Below are 17,242 nucleotides of genomic sequence, written 5' to 3' on the forward strand. Positions count from 1 at the left end.
TCGGCCAGCGTGACCGCTCAGGCCGCGGGCGAAGATCCGGGCCTGTCGAGCTGGGTCGCCGATGAGGTCGCGGAAAGCGACCGGCCGGAACTGACCTCGGCGGGCCGCGTCGTCTCGGGCGGGCGCGGCGTCGGATCGGAGGAAAACTTCGCCATCATCGAGGCGCTCGCCGACAAACTGGGCGCCGCCGTCGGTGCATCCCGCGCGGCGGTCGATTCAGGCTTTGCGCCCAACGACTGGCAGGTCGGCCAGACCGGCAAGATCGTGGCGCCCGAACTTTACGTGGCCGTCGGCATCTCGGGCGCGATCCAGCACCTTGCGGGGATGAAGGATTCGAAGGTCATCGTCGCGATCAACAAGGACGAAGAAGCGCCAATCTTCCAGGTCGCCGATTACGGCCTTGTGGGTGACTTGTTCCAGATCGTGCCGGAACTGACTGAGAAGCTTTAAGGCATCGCCGAAAAATCCCGAAACGCCCCGAGGCATCCCCTCGGGGCGTTTTCATTTGGGGGCGGTCATCGCGGACGCTTTCATGTTAGACTGATCCTGAAGGGGGTCATCATGGCATCAGTATTCATTATCGGCGGCGCGGGCGGTGTTGGCAGACGGCTGGGCCCGCTGCTTCTGTCCGCAGGACACGGCGCAGGACCGATGGCGCGCAAGCCCGAGCAGATCGAGGCGTTGCGCAAGCAAGGGCTGACACCTGTCGAAGGCGACCTTCTCGCGCTCGATTCAGCGGGGCTTTCGTCGCTGATGTCGGGCTTCGATACCGTGGTTTTCAGTGCCGGTGCCGGCGGCAAGGGCGGACCGGAAATGACCCGTGCGGTCGATGGCGACGGGCTGGAAAAGGCGGTCAGCGCGGCGAAAGGCGCGGGGATCAGCCGCTTCATTCTCGTGTCGGCCTTCCCCGATGCCGGGCGCGGTGCAAACCCGCCGAATGATCGGTTCGAACTGTATATGCAGATCAAGCGCAAGGCTGACGTGCGTCTGACGGACAGCGGCCTCGATTGGGTGATCCTGCGGCCCGGCACGCTGACGGATGAGGCGGGCAACGGCAAGGTCCGCGCGGGTGCGGCGATCCCTTACGGCAATATCAGCCGGGACAATGTGGCGGCGACGCTGGCGGCGATCGTGGCCAATCCGGCTGTGAGCCGCCAGATCATTGAGGTGACAGACGGCGACACCCCCGCCGACAAAGCCGTCGCGGCGCTGACAGGCTGAGATTGCCCTAACCCACCGCCTGGCCGCGATAAGCGCCGGGCGTAGCACCATAAGCCTCGCGATAGGCGCGGGTGAACTGTGAACGCGAGGCATAGCCTGCGGCATCCGCAGCCTCGGTCACGCTGGCACCGGTTCGCAGGGCCGCCTCTGCCGCGTCCATCCGCACCTCTGCCAGAAGCTGCCGGAACGGCCGGCCCGCCGCGGTCAGGCGGCGGCGCAGGGTGGATGCGCCGATGGCAAGCTGATCCGCCATTTCAGCGACCGTCCAGTCATGGCTGGGGCGCGCGGCCAACTGCCAGCGCGCGCGGGCGACCAGATCGCTGGCGGCCAGCATCTGACCTGCCGGATCGCAGTCGAGAAGCAGAAGAAGTTCTGTCAGGCGAAGCTGCGCAAGGGCGTCGCAATGTTCGGTGGTGGCAATCGCGGTCGCTGCATGGCCAAGCGATTCGATAAGCGCCGGCGTCAACGCGACGGCGAAATCGGGAATGCGGCGGGGCAGCGCGCGTGGACGGATCTGCGGCGGCAGTTGCGGTACAGGCAGCAGAAGCGATTCATAAATGCCAGTGCGGTCATCGGGGATATTCACGATATCCAGCGATACGCCGCCCGGAAAGACAAAGACCGTGCCAGCCGTCAGCATCTGCGTGCGTCCGGCGTGCCAGACCTCTTTCGCGCCGCGGAGCACGATGCCGATGACCGGGTCGGATGGCGTGACCGACTTCAGCCTTTCCCTGTCGAGCGCGCAATAGCTGAACATCTGGCAGCCATGCGGATATTCGCCCTGCCTGTCAGCCGGGGCGAAAAAGGGACGAAGGCGCTGCAGCAGCAATTTGCGCAGATCGGGGGCGAGCATGTTCATGAAAGCTGTCTTAACGCCTTTTCAGCAACGTGTCGCAGCGGATTGAGCGTTTCGGGCACATATCGGGACGATCGGGGCGCATTATCGGCGTCCCGGGATGCGAGGAAGCGAGGCAGAAGAAGGAGAGTTTCATGCGTCGCTACATTATTGCCCTTGCCGCTTTCACGGCACTGCCCGCCACAGCCCAGACCCCGGAAATGGCGCTTTGGCGTCTGGATTGCGGGCGGATCGTGGTCAATGACCTGAATATGTTCTCGGACACGCTGGATTACAGCGGCAAATCGAAGGAACTGACCGACAGCTGCTATCTGATCCGCCATGACGACAGCTATATGCTGTGGGACGCGGGTTTGCCTGCCGCCATGCTGGGTGCGGAAAATGATCCGGCGCAACCGGCTGTCCCGATTCTTGACCGGCTGCTGACAGATCAGTTGGCCGAGATCGGCGTGACGGCGGATCAGATCAGCACCATCGGGATCAGTCACAACCATTTCGATCATCTTGGGCAGGCCGCAGATTTCCCGCAGGCGCGGCTGCTGATCGGGGCGCTGGATTGGCAGGGCTTGCAAGCCAGTCCGCCGAGCTATGGCGCTGACCCCGCACTGGTGCAGCCCTGGCTCGACGCGGGCAAGGTCGAGCCTGTCCACGGCGATCTGGACATCTTCGGCGATGGCAGCGCGATGATGCTGACAATGCCCGGCCACACGGCGGGGGAAACAGCGCTGCTGCTGCGCCTTCCCGAGACAGGGCCGGTCCTGCTGTCAGGCGATGTCGCGCATTTTACCGAGCAACTTGCCAATGAACGCGTGCCGCCGATCAACTTTGACCGGGCGGATTCGCTGGCGGCGATGGACCGGCTGCGAGATGTGGCCGCGTCGACAGGCGCCACGATCGTCATTCAGCACGAGCCTGCTGATATCGCGAAACTGCCTGCCTTCCCGGACCCGGCCCGCTAACCTCGTCCGCCCGGCGCATTCTTCATTGATCCCCTGCGCCGGCGGGCCTATCGTCCGGCGCAGGAAAAAGCGGGGGTTAAAATGGCTATTCAATCGGTTGGCGTCGTTGGCGCAGGGCAGATGGGCAACGGTATCGCGCATGTCTTTGCCCTTGCCGGATATAACGTGCTGATGACCGATATCAGCCAGGACGCGCTCGACAAGGCGATGAAGCTGGTGGCAAAGAACCTTGACCGGCAGGTGAAGGGCGAGAAGATCACCGAGGCCGAGAAAGATGCCGCCCTTGGCCGGATCGCGACGACGCTGACACTGACCGATCTGGGCAAATGCGACCTGATCATCGAGGCCGCGACCGAGAAAGAGGCCGTCAAAAGCAAGATCTTCGAAGAGCTTCTGCCGCATCTGAAGCCCGAAACGATCCTGACCTCCAACACCTCGTCGATCTCGATTACGCGGCTGGCGAGCCGGACCGACCGGCCGGAAAAGTTCATGGGCTTCCACTTCATGAACCCGGTTCCGATCATGCAGCTGGTCGAACTGATCCGCGGCATCGCCACGGACGAGGAAACCTACAACACCCTTCTGGAAGTTGTTGAAAATATCGGAAAAACAGCGGCCACCGCAGAAGATTTCCCGGCTTTCATTGTCAACCGCATCCTGATCCCGATGATTAACGAGGCTGTCTATACGCTTTACGAAGGCGTCGGCTCGGTCAAATCAATCGACCAGTCGATGAAGCTGGGTGCGAATTGGCCGATGGGCCCGCTGGAACTGGGCGATTTCATCGGGCTGGATACGTGCCTTGCAATCATGAACGTGCTGCATGACGGGCTGGCCGATACGAAATATCGCCCTTGCCCGCTGCTGGTAAAGTATGTCGAGGCCGGCTGGCTGGGCCGCAAATCGGGCCGGGGCTTCTATGATTATTCGGGCGAGACGCCAGTGCCGACACGCTGAGCGTTGCAACCATGAAAGAAAGGGCCGGGAAGCGATTGCTTTCCGGCCCTTTTTCTGTGTTCTCGTCCGATTACGCCTGGGACGGCGCGTCGCTGTCTTCAGGCTGGCGGCGGTCGCGGCGGTCCGACATGAATTGGTCGAACTCGGCCTTGTCGCGCGCCTCGCGCAGTCTGGTCAGGAAGGACATGAATTCTTCATGCTCGTCTTCCAGCCGCTTCAGCGTTTCCTCGCGATAGGCGTCGAAGGCACTGTTGCCGGTGCGGCCGGAATAGCGGCGCACGGAACCCTTGCGACGGTTTGCACATCCCGTCATGCGATTGCTCCCGATCATGTAAAACAGAATCGCCAGACCAACGGGCCAGACGAAAATGAAGGCTGCGATCATGGTGGCGATCCAGGCCGGGCGGCCCTTTTCATCCAACCAGTCACGTGCGCGGATCAAGCCTTGCTTGAAGCGGCTGATCAGCCCCGGACGGTCATCCCTGACCGGATAGTAATAGGTGGTAGCTCCCTGGTCCATACTGCATCCCTTTGCTATGTGAATACCATTCACATTAAATGAGATGGTGGGTGAAACGCCTCAATCAAGGGCGTTCGGCCGAAAAATCGCACATGGATCAGAAACTTCGCGCGGAGCGGGCTGTCTATTGCCCGATCAGGCCGAGCCCGCGCAGATAGACGAGCGCGGCGGAACTGAGCATATCCTCGGGCGAAATGGGCGAGCGCGCGCCGGGCGCGCCCCTGCCGAAAAGCTCGACCACGCCATGCGACATCGCCCATATATGATTGGCGAACATGCGCGGCGGCGGGCGTTTGTCGCGGGGCAGCGGCCGCGACAAGGCTTCGGCAGCGGCAAGGAGGACGCCGAAGCCGTGTTCGGAAAGCTCCCACAATTCGGTATTCGGGGCGAGTGCGACGCCGCTTTCGAACATGGCGATGTAATAGGCCGGCCGCTCGCGCGCGAAATCGAGATAGCATTGCCCGAGCCGCGAAAATGCCGCGAGCGGGTTGGGCAGGCCATCATCCCACGCATCCCACATTGCGCTGCCGAATTCCTCGAAACCGCGCTTTGCAATCTCCTCAAGCAGGTCGTCCCTGCCTTTGAAATGCCGGTAAGGTGCGGCAGCGGAAACGCCGGCGCGTCGCGCGGCCTCGGCAAGGGTGAAGCCCTGCGGACCCGATTCCTCGATCAGGGCGACCGCGGCCTCAACCAATGCCTCGCGCAGGTTTCCGTGATGATAGGGGCGGTGGTTCGGCAAAAATCAGGCGTCCTCACCGAATCTTTGCGCGACGAGGGTCGTCAATGCCTCGGCCAGTTCCGCGGCCTGAGGACCAGAGGTCTGAAGTGCGATCTCGCTGCCGCGACCAGCGGCCAGCATCAGCAGCCCCATGATCGAATCGCCCGAAACCGTCATGCCTTCCCGCGTCACCTTGGCATCCGCATCGTAGCTTTCGACCATCTCGACAAATTTCGCCGAGGCACGTGCGTGCAGGCCCTTCTCGTTCACGATGGGCAAGACCATGCTGACAGTTTCGTTCATTGAGCCACCTGACGCGGGACAAGCTCGTCATAGACATTGAAGCTGTCTATGTATTTTCGCCCTGCCTCGGCGGCCATCGCGGCGGCTTGCCCGGCCGGAAGCTGGCGCAGTTTGGCAAGTTTAAGCAACATGGGCAGATTCGCACCGTAAAGGATGACGCGGTTCTGCGCCGAACAGGCCGGAAGCGACAGGTTCGACGGCGAGCCGCCGAACAGGTCGGTCACGACAACGACGCCGTCGCCGGTATCCACCTCGTCAGCGGCAAGGCATATCTCGCGGCTTTTGGTGTTCCGGTCGTGGATATCTTCAATGGTTATGGTCCGCACCCCGGACAAAGGTCCGACGACATGCTCCATCGCGGCCAGATATTCCCGCGCGAGCCCGCCATGTGCGACGATGACAATTCCGATCAATTCTGCGTTCCCTGAGGCGTCGAAGCCGAAATCGTGTGAGATGCCGCGTCAGCGTCGCGGCGTTCAAGTTCCCTGTGGCGTATTGACACTTGCCAGCCCTGCTGAGCAAGCGCCTGTGACATCGTTTCCGTCAAAGTGACGGAACGATGTTGCCCACCCGTGCAACCAAAGCCGATTGCAAGGTGGGTTTTTCCTTCCGCAAGATGTGCGGGCAGAACAAAAAGAATCAAGTCCCGGACCCGATCAAAAAACTCGGCGAAGCGCGCATCCGACTGCACAAAACGCTGAACGGCCGCATCGCGACCGTCCTTTGCACGCAATTCCGCCTGCCAGTGCGGATTGTCCAGGAACCGGCAGTCGAACATCATGTCGATGCCGCGCGGCACGCCGCGCTTATACGAAAAGCTTTGCACCGAAACCGTCAGCCGCCTGTCGGCATCGGTTTCGAAAAAGCGCGCGAGTTCGGCCTTCAGGTCATGGGGCGACATGTCTGAGGTATTGACCAGAACATCGGCACGCGCCCGGATCGGGCGAAGCAGATCCTTCTCTGCCTGAATACCGTCAAGCGGCGCGCCCGCATCTGCCATCGGGTGACGGCGGCGGGTTTCGTTGAAGCGCCTGACAAGCGTCGTCGAGTCACAATCGAGATACAGGACCTCTGCCTCGTAACCGGGGTTGCGGGTCAGGCGGTCGATCAGTTCGATCACGGCGGTGGCGGAAAAGTCGCGGTTGCGCACATCCAGCCCAAGGGCAAGCGGCGCGAGCCTTGCAGGGCCATCCAGCAATCGCGGCACCAATGACAGCGGCAGGTTGTCGATTGCCTCGTAACCCATATCCTCAAGCACGTTGATTGCCGTCGAACGCCCCGCCCCTGAGGGTCCGGTCACAAGCACAACGCGTGTCAGCGCCTCGTCGGCGCCCGTCTGTCGGGCCGGTTCGGGCTGGGTCGATATTTCATTCATCGCGTGTCCGGTTACAGATCAGCCTCTGGATCAAGACGCCCACCCCGCAATAACAGGCAGATCGCCGGACAAAGATGGTCCGATAGAGGACCAAGGACAAGGGGGCGTGACATATCCATTACGGCAGTGTGGCGAATTGGCGGCAGCCTTTCTCGTTCCTCGCGGCCAAGATCGACGACCAGGCGCACCGGCGCAGGGGCGAATTCGGTTCGAATCAATCCGATCCCCCGTGCTTCGATCAGCCCTGCGATTCTGTCGGGCGGCGCGGCGATTACCTCTTCCTTGTCGCGGCGAAGGGCAATCCGGTCGTCGCCGATCAGGATGCCGCCGCTTCCGATCAGGCGCAGGGCCAGGGTCGATTTCCCTGAACCCGACGGGCCAAGGATCAGAACGCCCTGCCCGTCTATGGCAACCGCGCTGGCATGGATGTCTGACCCGAGAATCATCTCGCGCCCCCTTTTCGTCCAAATTTCTGCTGGGCCACGAACAGTTTACGCCCGTTGATTGCGCTAACTGAAACTGATTTCGCTAACATCCTGTCAACGCCTCTGTTTTAGCAGAATCGTCATGCTATAGGGGCTGAAACGCAATATACTGTCCTTTCCCCAGCCGGAGACATTCGCAGATGGCACAGCCCCGTGTTAACCCCAATTTCAGGATTGAAGATCAGGGAATAGAGGGCGTTGCTGCGGTCTATTACAACCTGCTGGAACCGGCACTGATCGAACACGCGATCAGCCGCGGCGAAGGCAAGCTGGGCAAGGGTGGGGCGTTTCTGGTTTCGACCGGCAGCCACACCGGCCGGTCGCCCAAGGACAAGCATGTGGTGCGCACCCCGGACGTCGAAGACAGCATCTGGTGGGAAAACAACCGCGCGATGGAGCCGGCGGCCTTTGACCGGCTTTACGCGGACATGCTGGCCCATATGAAGGGCAAGGAATATTTCGTGCAGGACCTTTACGCCGGGGCGGATGCCGAACAGCGTCTGGATGTGCGGGTCGTATCGGAACTGGCCTGGCATAACCTGTTCATCCGCCACCTGCTGCGCAGGCCCGACGCATCCGAACTGGCAGAGTTCGTGCCCGAATTCACGATCATAAATTGCCCCAGTTTCAAGGCGGATCCCGAACGCCACGGCTGCCGGTCGGAAACCGTGATCGCGCTGAACTTCGAAAAGAAGCTGATCCTGATCGGCAACACCGAATATTCCGGCGAGAACAAGAAGGGTGTGTTCACGCTGCTGAACTATATCCTTCCCGCGCGCGGCGTGATGCCGATGCATTGCAGCGCCAATCATGCGCATGACGATTCTGACGACGTGGCCGTGTTCTTCGGGCTGTCCGGGACCGGCAAGACGACGCTTTCGGCCGATCCTTCGCGCGTGCTGATCGGTGATGATGAGCATGGCTGGTCGGATAATGGCGTGTTCAACTTTGAGGGCGGCTGCTACGCCAAGACGATCAATCTGTCCGAGAAAGCAGAGCCGGAAATCTACGCCACCACCCATAAGTTCGGCACCGTGATCGAGAACATGGTCTATGATCCGGAAACGCTGGAACTGGATTTCGAAGACAGCAGCATTACCGAAAACATGCGCTGCGCCTATCCGCTCGATTACATCTCGAATGCATCGAAAACCGGCCTTGGCGGCGTGCCGAAGAATGTCATCATGCTGACCTGCGACGCCTACGGCGTGCTGCCGCCCATCGCGCGGCTGACACCGGCGCAGGCGATGTATCACTTCCTGTCGGGCTTCACCTCGAAAACGCCGGGCACCGAGGTCGGCGTAACCGAACCGACGCCAACCTTCTCGACCTGTTTCGGCGCACCTTTCATGCCGCGCCGCCCCGAGGCCTATGGCGAGTTGTTGCAACAGAAGATCGCCGAGACGGGCGCGACCTGCTGGCTTGTGAATACCGGCTGGACCGGCGGCGCTTTCGGCACCGGCTCTCGTATGCCGATCAAGGCCACGCGCGCGCTGCTTACCGCTGCACTCGACGGGTCGCTGAACGACGCGCAATTCCGCAAGGACCCGAATTTCGGCTTCGAAGTTCCGGTTTCCGTGCCCGGCGTCTCTGACGTGTTGCTGGACCCGCGCCGCACCTGGGATGATGGTGCTGCGTATGACCGACAGGCAAAGAAGCTTGTCGAGATGTTCTCGGAAAACTTTGCCCAGTATATCGACAAGGTCGACGATCAGGTGAAATCGGCCGCCATCGGCTGAACCGATCCGCATCCTCCGAAACGCCGGTCCTTTGGGCCGGCGTTTTGCGTTCCTGCGGTTGTCACGCTGCGCACGGCATCGCAAGCTTGCGCCGAGGCATTTCACCGGAGGAACCACATTGCTTAGAATTTTATCGCGCCCGGCCACGCGCCTGATGGAGCGTTACCTGCCCGACGCCTTCATTTTCGTGCTGGTGCTGACGATCATCGCCATGCTTGCGGCGCTGGGAATCCAGCGGACGAACCCGATCGAGCTGATCCGCATCTGGGGCACCGGCTTCTGGGAATTGCTGAGCTTTTCAATGCAGATGCTGCTGGTGCTGGTGACGGGCTATATCCTCGCCTCGTCGCCGCCCGTCAGGAAGGTGCTGGCATCGCTTGCCACGCAGGCGAAATCGCCCGGAGCGGCAATTGTCATGGTCACGCTTGTTTCGCTGGCGGCAAGCTGGCTCAACTGGGGTTTCGGGCTGGTCGTCGGCGCGATCTTCGCGCGCGAACTGGCGCGGCATGTGAAGGTGGATTATCGCCTGCTGGTTGCCTCGGCCTATTCTGGCTTCGTGATCTGGCATGGCGGCATTTCGGGTTCGATCCCGCTGACCGTCGCAACCGAAGGCCATTTCACCGCCGACCAGATCGGCGTGATCCCGACATCGGAAACCATCTTCGCGTGGTGGAACCTGCTGATCGTCGGCGTGCTTGTGGTGGTTCTGCCCATCGCCAACCGCATGATGATGCCGCGACCCGAGGAAACTGTTCTGGTTGACCCGCGCGTGCTGGGCAATGACGAGGATCAGCCCCGGCTTCGATCCGACGCCACCCCGGCAGAGCGTCTGGAGAATTCGCGCATCCTGATCTATCTGGTCGGTATCCCCGGCATTATCTGGCTGATCCTGCACTTCGCCGCCGGCGGCGGCCTGAACCTGAATGTGGTGAATTTCGCATTCCTGTTCATTGGCCTGACCCTTCACGGAACGGCGCGCAGCGTCCTCGCGGCGCTTGATGATGCGGTCAAAGGCGGCGCCGGCATCGTCATCCAGTTCCCGTTCTATGCCGGGATCATGGCGATCATGACCGGCACCGGGCTGGCGGCGACGATGTCGGAATGGTTCGTCTCGATATCAAGCGCCACGACCCTACCCTTCTGGAGCTTTATCTCGGCCGGGATCGTCAACATCTTCGTGCCCTCTGGCGGCGGTCAATGGGCGGTTCAGGCACCGATCATGCTGCCCGCAGCAGAAGCGCTTGGCGCCGATATCAGCAAGGTCATCATGGGTGTCGCCTGGGGTGATGCCTGGACGAACCTGCTGCAGCCTTTCTGGGCGCTGCCGATGCTGGGCATCGCGGGCCTGAAGGCACGCGACATCATGGGCTTCTGTGTGGTTCTGCTGCTGATCACCGGCGTGATTATCGGCGGCATCCTGTGGGCGATCTGACCCTCGCGCGGCGATCAGGCGACGGTCAGACCGGCGCCGTCGCCTTTTCCAGCCAGGCCCGCGTTTCGTCATCGACGCGCGGGCTGATAAGGTCCAGCACCTGCGCGTGATAGGCATTCAGCCAGTCCCGCTCTGCCGGTGACAGCATATCGGTCACGATCATCCGCCGGTCGATGGGCGCGAAGGTAATCGTCTCGAAGCCCAGCATATCGCGCCCGTCGGGGCTTTCGGCCCGGATCACGACCAGAAGGTTTTCGATCCGTATCCCGAAAGCGCCCTCGCGGTAATAACCCGGCTCGTTCGACAGAATCATTCCGGGCTGCAGCGGCACCTCTGACACGCGGCTGATGCGCGCCGGACCTTCATGCACGCACAGGGCCGCGCCGACACCGTGTCCGGTTCCGTGGTCATAATCCAGCCCCACCGACCAAAGCGGCGCGCGCGCAACGGCGTCAATATCGCGACCCGACAGCCCCTGCGGAAAGCGCAGCCGCGACACCGCGATCATGCCCTGCAGGACGCGGGTGAAGGCGTCGCGCGCCGCATCCCCGACATCGCCGACCGCTATCGTGCGGGTAATGTCGGTCGTGCCGTTTTCATACTGCCCGCCGGAATCGACCAGCAGCACCTTGCCGTTTTCCAGCGGCAAATCACTCGCTTCGCTCGCGTGATAATGGGGCAGCGCGGCATGGTGGCCAACGCCGCTGATCGTGTCGAAACTGATGTCGAGAATGCCAGCCTCGCGCCGGAATTCCTCCAGCTTGTGCGCCACCGACATCTCAGTCAGGTCGCCCGGAGCATGATTGTCGAGCAAGGCGAGGAAGCGCGCCATTGCGGCCCCGTCGGCCAGATGGGCGGCGCGCATGCCTTCGATCTCGGCCTCGTTCTTGGTCGCCTTGGCCATCACCAGAGGGTCATCCGCTTCGGCAATCGTGACGTCGCGGTCCTGAAGGATACTGAACACGGCCTCGGGTGCCGATCCGGGGTCAAGCCGCACCGGCCCGGACAGGTTCGCAAGCGCCGCCTCGAAACCCTTGGGGTGGATGATCGAGACCTCGTTGCCAAGCGCCTGCCGAATGTCAGCGCCAAATTTCTCGGGGTCGGCAAAGACCTGCACGGCCCCATGCTCGTCAATGACCGCAAACCCCAGCACGACGGGGTTGCAAGGCAGATCGCTGCCGCGAATGTTCAGAAGCCATGACAGCGAATCCGCCAGCGTAATGACCGCTGCCACCTGCCCGGCCTTGCGCAATTCCCCCGCAATCCGGGCGCGCTTGTCAGCCGCGCTGGCACCCGCAAGCCGGTCGTCATGCAACCTGACGCGGCCTTTCGGCGGCTCGGGTCGGTCAGACCAGATGCGATCGACAAGGTTTTCGACCGGGATGAGGCCGATATTATCGTCCTCCAGGCGTGCGCGCAGCTTCTCGACCTCATCATGCGTGTGCAGCCAGGGATCGAAGCCGACACGTCCCCCATCAGCAAGCGCGTCTTCCAGCCAGTCGGCAGGCCGGGTCTTGGGGAAATCAACCGGCGCGAAATGATCGAGATCGAGCTCCTCTTTCGCCTGCACCGTATAGCGCCCATCCACGAGCACCGCTGCCTGATCGGCGGTGACAATGGCGACACCCGCGCTGCCCGAGAACCCGGTCAGCCAGCGCAGCCGGGCATCGGCATCCGCGACATATTCGCCCTGATGCGCATCCGCGCGCGGGATCAGGAAGGCGTCAAGGTCTTCGGCGGCCATGGCCTCGCGCAGATCGGCAAGCCTTTGCGGATGACCTGACCTTTTATCGGCCTTCTCGAAATGCTGCGCACTCAATTGAAGCTTCCTTTTGCTGATGCCACGCCACCGATCACGCCGTTCGCCGGGAAGATACGCCAGACGGCGCCATCAATGGCGGCCTTGCGCCCGGTTTCAAAAAGCGAGCGCATATAGGACTGATCGAAGGGCATTTCGGGCTGAACCGGGAAATTCGGCGGCACGGCGGTCAGATGGAAGGCAAATCCATCCTCGCGCGCCTGCTCCCGCATCGTCTGAATGTCGGCATTGGACTGCGCCTTGATCATCGTGCTGATGCTGCGCCCGGAAATCGCGACGATATTGCCGCCGGTTTCGTCATATTCAGGGGTCAGCTTGCTGTTGCGGATCACCCACATATGACGCGGCGCGGTCCGCACCGGAGGGTTTGCGCCCGGCGGATAAGCGAAGATACCGCGCGTCACGCCTCCATCGACATGCATTTCCTGATAGCGCTGTCCGTCGATTGTGACATCGATCCGCACGGGCGGAAACGCGCCGGGGATCGAGGCAGAGGCCAGAAGAACCTTGTGGATCAATTCGACCCGATCCGGCTGGCCCGAGGCTGCAATCCGCCCGATGTCCCAAACGACCTGCCGTTGCGCGTCGAGATTCGTGGTGCCGACCAGCAGCAGCCGTCCCTTGCGCCGTTCGGCCGCAATGGCGTCGATTACGGCAGGCGTCATCGCCGTGCGGATCTGCCGCGCGAGCGGCGCGCTGTCGCCAACGCTGCTGCTGCCGAACAGCGCCGTGATCGGGCGCGGCAGGACAATGTCTGAAACCTTGGTCTGCGTGTAGAAATCGCGCAGTTGACGGTCATACGCGGGGCCAAGAAAGGCGAAGGGTGCGATCAGCGCGCCGGTCGAAACGCCAGTCACGATGGTGAATTCCGGGCGGTCGCCATGCTGCGTCCAGCCGTTCAACACACCCGCGCCATACGCGCCCGCGTCCGATCCGCCCGAAAGCGCCAGCAGGTCGATCCGTCCTGCGCCGAGACGCACGGCCGCCGCGCGGGTCAGCGCGTCCTGGGGCGCGGTATAATCCTGAAGGTCAGCATAGACGCGTATCGACTGATAGCCCGCAACTTGCGCCAGATCATAGCGTTCGGCGGGCGGGATCGCGCGCGGCGTGCCGCCGCAGCCTGCCAGAATGATCGCCAGCAGCAGGCCCGCAACGGACTTCCGCATCAGCCGTTTCTCCGCATTGCCTGCCTGCCCATGGCCCGCGCACGCTGACGCGGATCGGATTCGAACAATCCGGCAAGTTGCTCGGTCATCGCCCCGCCCAACTGTTCAGCATCGGTTATCGTGACGGCGCGTTCATAGTATCTGGTCACGTCATGGCCGATGCCGATGGCAAGCAGTTCGACCTGACGGCGCTTTTCGACCATGGCGATCACATCGCGCAGGTGCTTTTCCAGATAGTTCGCCGGATTGACGGAAAGCGTCGAATCATCGACAGGTGCGCCGTCCGAAATCACCATCAGGATCTTGCGGGCCTCGGGCCGCTTCACCAGCCGGCGATGCGCCCATTCCAGCGCCTCGCCGTCGATGTTTTCCTTCAGCAACCCTTCCTTCATCATCAAGCCAAGGTTCGGACGCACCCGACGCCAGGGTGCATCGGCACCCTTGTAGATGATATGGCGAAGGTCGTTCAGGCGCCCCGGCGTGGCGGGGCGGTTTTCCTTCAGCCATTGCTCGCGGCTTTGACCGCCCTTCCATGCACGCGTGGTAAAGCCGAGGATTTCGACCTTGACCTGCGAGCGTTCCAGCGTCCGCGCGAGCACATCGGCGCAAATGGCGGCGATGCTGATCGGACGGCCGCGCATGGAGCCGGAATTGTCGATCAGCAGCGTAACCACCGTATCGCGAAACTCGGTATCCTTCTCGACCTTGAAGCTCAGGGGCGTCGTCGGATTGGCGACCACGCGCGCAAGGCGGCCCGCATCCAGCACGCCTTCTTCCTTGTCGAATTCCCAGCTGCGGTTCTGTTGCGCCTGAAGCCGGCGCTGCAGCTTGTTCGCCAGCCGGCTGACCGCGCCGCGCAGGGGTTCAAGCTGCTTGTCCAGATAGGCGCGCAGCCGTTCCAGTTCGGCGGGCTCGGCAAGATCTTCCGCCCGGATCTCCTCGTCATAGGCCTGGGTAAAGACCTTGTAATCCGCGCTCGCATCGCTGACCGGCGGCGGCAGCTCCTCGGGCATTTCGCTGTCGGCCATCTCGGCATCTTCCGAGAACTCCTCTTCCGAGGAATCGTCCATCGAGACCTGCGCCTGCCGTTCGTCCTGCGTGCGTTCCTGACTGCGCTCGGGCGAGGATTCGCTGTCCTCGCTTTCGTCCTGATCGCGGGCCTGATTGTCGCCGGCCTCGGGATCGGGTTCCGCCTCTTCGCTGGCATCGTCTTCCGGTTCGGCATCCGGGTCCTCGCCCAGCTGGTCGCCATAACCGAGATCTTCGATCATCTGCCTGGCAAGACGTGCGAAAGCGGCCTGATCGGGCAACGTCTCGCGCGCCGCATCAAGGACATGGCCGGCCTGCTGGCTGACGAACGGACGCCACAAATCGGCGACATGCGCGGCGGCAGGCGGCAATTTTCGGCCCGTTGCCGCCTCGCGCAGCAGATAGCCTGCCGCGACGGACAGGGGCACATCGGCAGGCTGCTTGACCTGCGCGTAGCCGCGCTTTTCGGCCTCTGCCCCCATCTTTGCGTCTATGTTCGACAGTGCACCCGGCATCGCGCGCGCGCCAAGCGCTTCGACGCGCGCTGTCTCCACAGCGTCGAAAATCTCGCGTGCCATGGGACCGGCCGGTGCATATTTCGCATGCGTCGATGGGTCATGATGACGAAGCCGCATCGCCAGCGCGTCGGCGGTGCCGCGTGCCTGAATGATTTCATCGCGCCCCATCCGCCGGCTGATCTGGGGCAACCGCATCGTATCGCCCGCCACCCCCGACGGATCGGCGGAAAATGTCACGTTCAGCTCTGCCTCATCCGCCAGCGCGCGGGTCGCTTCGGTCAGGGCCTTCTTGAACGGATCGGCGGGGTTGTCGGTCTTGTTCATCATTCCACTCCGGCTTCTGCCAGCGTCTTCCGGCCGGTCGCAAGATCGGCAAGGACGGCCGCATGAATCTCCAACGCGTCGATCACGGGGAAGCCCGGATCACGGCCGTCGAAGGCCAGCAGCAGATCAGTTCCGGCAAGGGCGACAGCTTCGGCACCTTTCCGGATCATCCCGGCACCAGCCGCGAAAAGCAAGCTGCGGGTGGCATCGTCACAGGACGCGTTGACGGCCATGTCCTGATAGGCCTTGCCCGATTCCTCAAAATTTTCAGGAACGATCACGGGGATGCGGGTCATCTGCCCAAACAGGCGCGTACGCATCGCCCTGGCCGTCCCCAAGAGGCCGATCTTGTCATAACCCCGATCGGCGCAATAGTCCTCCAGCGGCCGGATCGCTGACAGCATCGGCAACGGGCTGAGGGCGCGCGTTTCCTGCCAGCAGAAATGAGGGCCAATGGCGGTGATTGATGCGAAATCCGCCCCCGCAGCCTTCAATCTGCGCAACAGATCAGCGAAGATTTCGGCCTGCTCCTGCGTGCGGCCAGAAAGGTTATTGGCCAGAACCTCGCGGATGTTTCCCTCGACCATCGTCAGTTCCAGCTTGCAGCCGCGCGCGGCAGCGGCATCCGTCAGGCGCTGGTAATAAACGATGCTCGCCGCCGGACCGAGGCCGGTGATCAGACCGACATGCAATGCTTTCGATCCGGCAGTCTGCCCCATCACCCGGCCTTGGCCGCAGCGCTTTCCGGCAGTTCTTCGTCGAACAGGCGCTGATAGAACTCTGCCACGGTCTGGCGCTCCAACTCGTCGCATTTGTTCAGGAAGGTCAGGCGGAAGGCGTAACCCACATTGTCGAAGATGCGGGCGTTCTGGGCCCAGCTGATGACGGTGCGTGGCGACATGACCGTCGACAGGTCGCCCTGCATGAAGGCGGTCCGCGTCAGATCGGCCAGCGTCACCATGCGGGAAATCACGTCGCGGCCCTTCTCGTTATTATAGTTCGGGTTCTTGGCAAGAACGATGGCAGCTTCTGCATCGTGGCTGAGATAGTTCAGCGTCGAGACCAGCGACCAGCGGTCCATCTGGCCCTGGTTGATCTGCTGGGTGCCGTGATAAAGGCCCGTCGTATCGCCAAGACCGACCGTGTTGGCGGTCGCGAACAGGCGGAAATAGGGGTTCGGCGTGATGACCTCGTTCTGGTCGAGAAGCGTCAGCTTGCCGTCAGCTTCCAGCACGCGCTGGATGACGAACATAACGTCAGCGCGGCCTGCGTCATATTCATCGAACACAATCGCGGTCGGGTTGCGCAGCGCCCAGGGCAGGATGCCTTCATGAAATACCGTGACCTGCTTGCCGTCGACCAGCTTGATCGCGTCCTTGCCGATCAGGTCGATCCGCGACACGTGACTGTCGAGGTTCACGCGCACGCAGGGCCAGTTCAGGCGCGCGGCGATCTGTTCGATATGCGTGGATTTCCCGGTGCCGTGATAGCCTTGGATCATCACGCGGCGGTTATAGGCAAAGCCCGCAAGGATCGCCAAAGTCGTGTCGGGATCGAACTTATACGTCGAATCCACGTCCGGCACACGGTCGGTCCTGTCAGCGAAACCCTTGACCTTCATGTCGCTGTCCAGACCGAAAACCTCGCGCAGGTCAATTTCCTCGGTCGGTTTCGCGCTCGTTTCCAGATCGGCCATGATCTCGCCCTTTCCCTTGCATCGCGGATGTAGTGAAGGATTCCCGCCCGCAGTGCAAGCACGGCCCGCTATGGAACCTTCGGGCTTCGGCGCTATTATGCGTGTGCGGCAAGGAAAGGACATCG

18 protein-coding genes are annotated in these 17,242 nt (G+C 62.2%); 6 read left to right on the forward strand and 12 right to left on the reverse strand.

Annotated features, from left to right (window positions below; all coding sequences use genetic code 11):
* Together FQV27_RS08285 and FQV27_RS08290 are read left to right on the forward strand one after the other, a co-directional pair.
* A partial coding sequence (locus tag FQV27_RS08285; RefSeq protein ID WP_222611678.1) for an electron transfer flavoprotein subunit alpha/FixB family protein occupies nt 1-450 on the forward strand: 450 nt, incomplete at its 5' end.
* A gap of 111 nt (nt 451-561) precedes the next feature.
* A complete protein-coding gene (locus tag FQV27_RS08290) occupies nt 562-1,221 on the forward strand; it encodes an SDR family oxidoreductase (RefSeq protein WP_147097440.1) in 660 nt (219 codons plus the stop codon).
* Nucleotides 1,222-1,228: 7 nt separating this feature from the next.
* Here FQV27_RS08290 and FQV27_RS08295 read toward each other — a convergent pair whose 3' ends face one another.
* Nucleotides 1,229-2,080: a helix-turn-helix transcriptional regulator gene (locus tag FQV27_RS08295; protein ID WP_147097442.1), complete on the reverse strand. Its 852-nt coding sequence runs from the start codon at nt 2,078-2,080 to the stop codon at nt 1,229-1,231.
* Nucleotides 2,081-2,211: 131 nt separating this feature from the next.
* Between FQV27_RS08295 and FQV27_RS08300 the strand changes: the two genes are divergently transcribed.
* Nucleotides 2,212-3,036, forward strand: a complete 825-nt coding sequence (locus FQV27_RS08300; RefSeq protein WP_147097444.1) for an N-acyl homoserine lactonase family protein — start codon at nt 2,212-2,214, stop codon at nt 3,034-3,036.
* 81 nt (nt 3,037-3,117) lie between these two features.
* Nucleotides 3,118-3,993 (forward strand): 3-hydroxybutyryl-CoA dehydrogenase, encoded by an 876-nt coding sequence (locus FQV27_RS08305; protein WP_147097447.1) that lies wholly within the window; start codon nt 3,118-3,120, stop codon nt 3,991-3,993.
* 70 nt (nt 3,994-4,063) lie between these two features.
* On the opposite strand, the gene FQV27_RS08310 is transcribed toward FQV27_RS08305, so the two are convergent.
* From FQV27_RS08310 to FQV27_RS08335, 6 genes are all read right to left on the reverse strand, one after another.
* On the reverse strand, nt 4,064-4,513 hold the full coding sequence (locus tag FQV27_RS08310) for a DUF2852 domain-containing protein (protein ID WP_147097449.1): 450 nt from the start codon (nt 4,511-4,513) through the stop codon (nt 4,064-4,066).
* Nucleotides 4,514-4,637: 124 nt separating this feature from the next.
* Nucleotides 4,638-5,252: a TetR/AcrR family transcriptional regulator gene (locus tag FQV27_RS08315; RefSeq protein ID WP_147097451.1), complete on the reverse strand. Its 615-nt coding sequence runs from the start codon at nt 5,250-5,252 to the stop codon at nt 4,638-4,640.
* Between the two features lie 3 nt (nt 5,253-5,255).
* Nucleotides 5,256-5,534: an HPr family phosphocarrier protein gene (locus tag FQV27_RS08320; RefSeq protein ID WP_147097453.1), complete on the reverse strand. Its 279-nt coding sequence runs from the start codon at nt 5,532-5,534 to the stop codon at nt 5,256-5,258.
* On the reverse strand, nt 5,531-5,947 hold the full coding sequence (locus FQV27_RS08325) for a PTS sugar transporter subunit IIA (protein ID WP_147097455.1): 417 nt from the start codon (nt 5,945-5,947) through the stop codon (nt 5,531-5,533). Before FQV27_RS08325 ends, FQV27_RS08320 begins: the two co-directional genes overlap by 4 nt.
* Nucleotides 5,944-6,909: an RNase adapter RapZ gene (rapZ, locus tag FQV27_RS08330; protein WP_147097457.1), complete on the reverse strand. Its 966-nt coding sequence runs from the start codon at nt 6,907-6,909 to the stop codon at nt 5,944-5,946. The genes FQV27_RS08325 and rapZ overlap by 4 nt, the downstream gene beginning before the upstream one ends.
* A gap of 11 nt (nt 6,910-6,920) precedes the next feature.
* Complete coding sequence (locus FQV27_RS08335; RefSeq protein ID WP_147097458.1) at nt 6,921-7,355, reverse strand: HPr kinase/phosphorylase; 435 nt, start codon at nt 7,353-7,355, stop codon at nt 6,921-6,923.
* Between the two features lie 179 nt (nt 7,356-7,534).
* On the opposite strand from FQV27_RS08335, the gene FQV27_RS08340 reads away from it, so the two are divergent.
* The gene (locus FQV27_RS08340) at nt 7,535-9,133 is read left to right on the forward strand and encodes a phosphoenolpyruvate carboxykinase (protein ID WP_147097460.1); all 1,599 of its coding nucleotides are present in this window, start codon (nt 7,535-7,537) and stop codon (nt 9,131-9,133) included.
* A gap of 118 nt (nt 9,134-9,251) precedes the next feature.
* Nucleotides 9,252-10,565 (forward strand): short-chain fatty acid transporter, encoded by a 1,314-nt coding sequence (locus FQV27_RS08345; protein ID WP_147097463.1) that lies wholly within the window; start codon nt 9,252-9,254, stop codon nt 10,563-10,565.
* Nucleotides 10,566-10,590: 25 nt separating this feature from the next.
* Here the strand turns inward: FQV27_RS08345 and FQV27_RS08350 are convergent, their stop codons facing one another.
* Genes FQV27_RS08350 through cobS form a run of 5 tightly spaced genes read right to left on the reverse strand, consistent with a single transcriptional unit; the run spans nt 10,591 to nt 17,117 of the window.
* Entirely contained in the window at nt 10,591-12,384 is a 1,794-nt protein-coding gene (locus FQV27_RS08350; protein WP_246133050.1) for an aminopeptidase P family protein, read from the reverse strand.
* Entirely contained in the window at nt 12,381-13,550 is a 1,170-nt protein-coding gene (locus FQV27_RS08355) for a patatin-like phospholipase family protein (protein ID WP_147097464.1), read from the reverse strand. The genes FQV27_RS08350 and FQV27_RS08355 overlap by 4 nt, the downstream gene beginning before the upstream one ends.
* Complete coding sequence (gene cobT / locus FQV27_RS08360) at nt 13,550-15,424, reverse strand: cobaltochelatase subunit CobT (protein WP_377768706.1); 1,875 nt, start codon at nt 15,422-15,424, stop codon at nt 13,550-13,552. Before cobT ends, FQV27_RS08355 begins: the two co-directional genes overlap by 1 nt.
* Nucleotides 15,421-16,140, reverse strand: a complete 720-nt coding sequence (locus tag FQV27_RS08365; protein WP_246133051.1) for an aspartate/glutamate racemase family protein — start codon at nt 16,138-16,140, stop codon at nt 15,421-15,423. Before FQV27_RS08365 ends, cobT begins: the two co-directional genes overlap by 4 nt.
* On the reverse strand, nt 16,140-17,117 hold the full coding sequence (gene cobS / locus FQV27_RS08370; protein ID WP_147097468.1) for a cobaltochelatase subunit CobS: 978 nt from the start codon (nt 17,115-17,117) through the stop codon (nt 16,140-16,142). The genes FQV27_RS08365 and cobS overlap by 1 nt, the downstream gene beginning before the upstream one ends.
* Nucleotides 17,118-17,242 lie beyond the last annotated feature (125 nt).

Origin of the sequence: Paracoccus aurantiacus, from assembly GCF_007993065.1 — a bacterium.
GTDB lineage: Bacteria > Pseudomonadota > Alphaproteobacteria > Rhodobacterales > Rhodobacteraceae > Paracoccus > Paracoccus aurantiacus.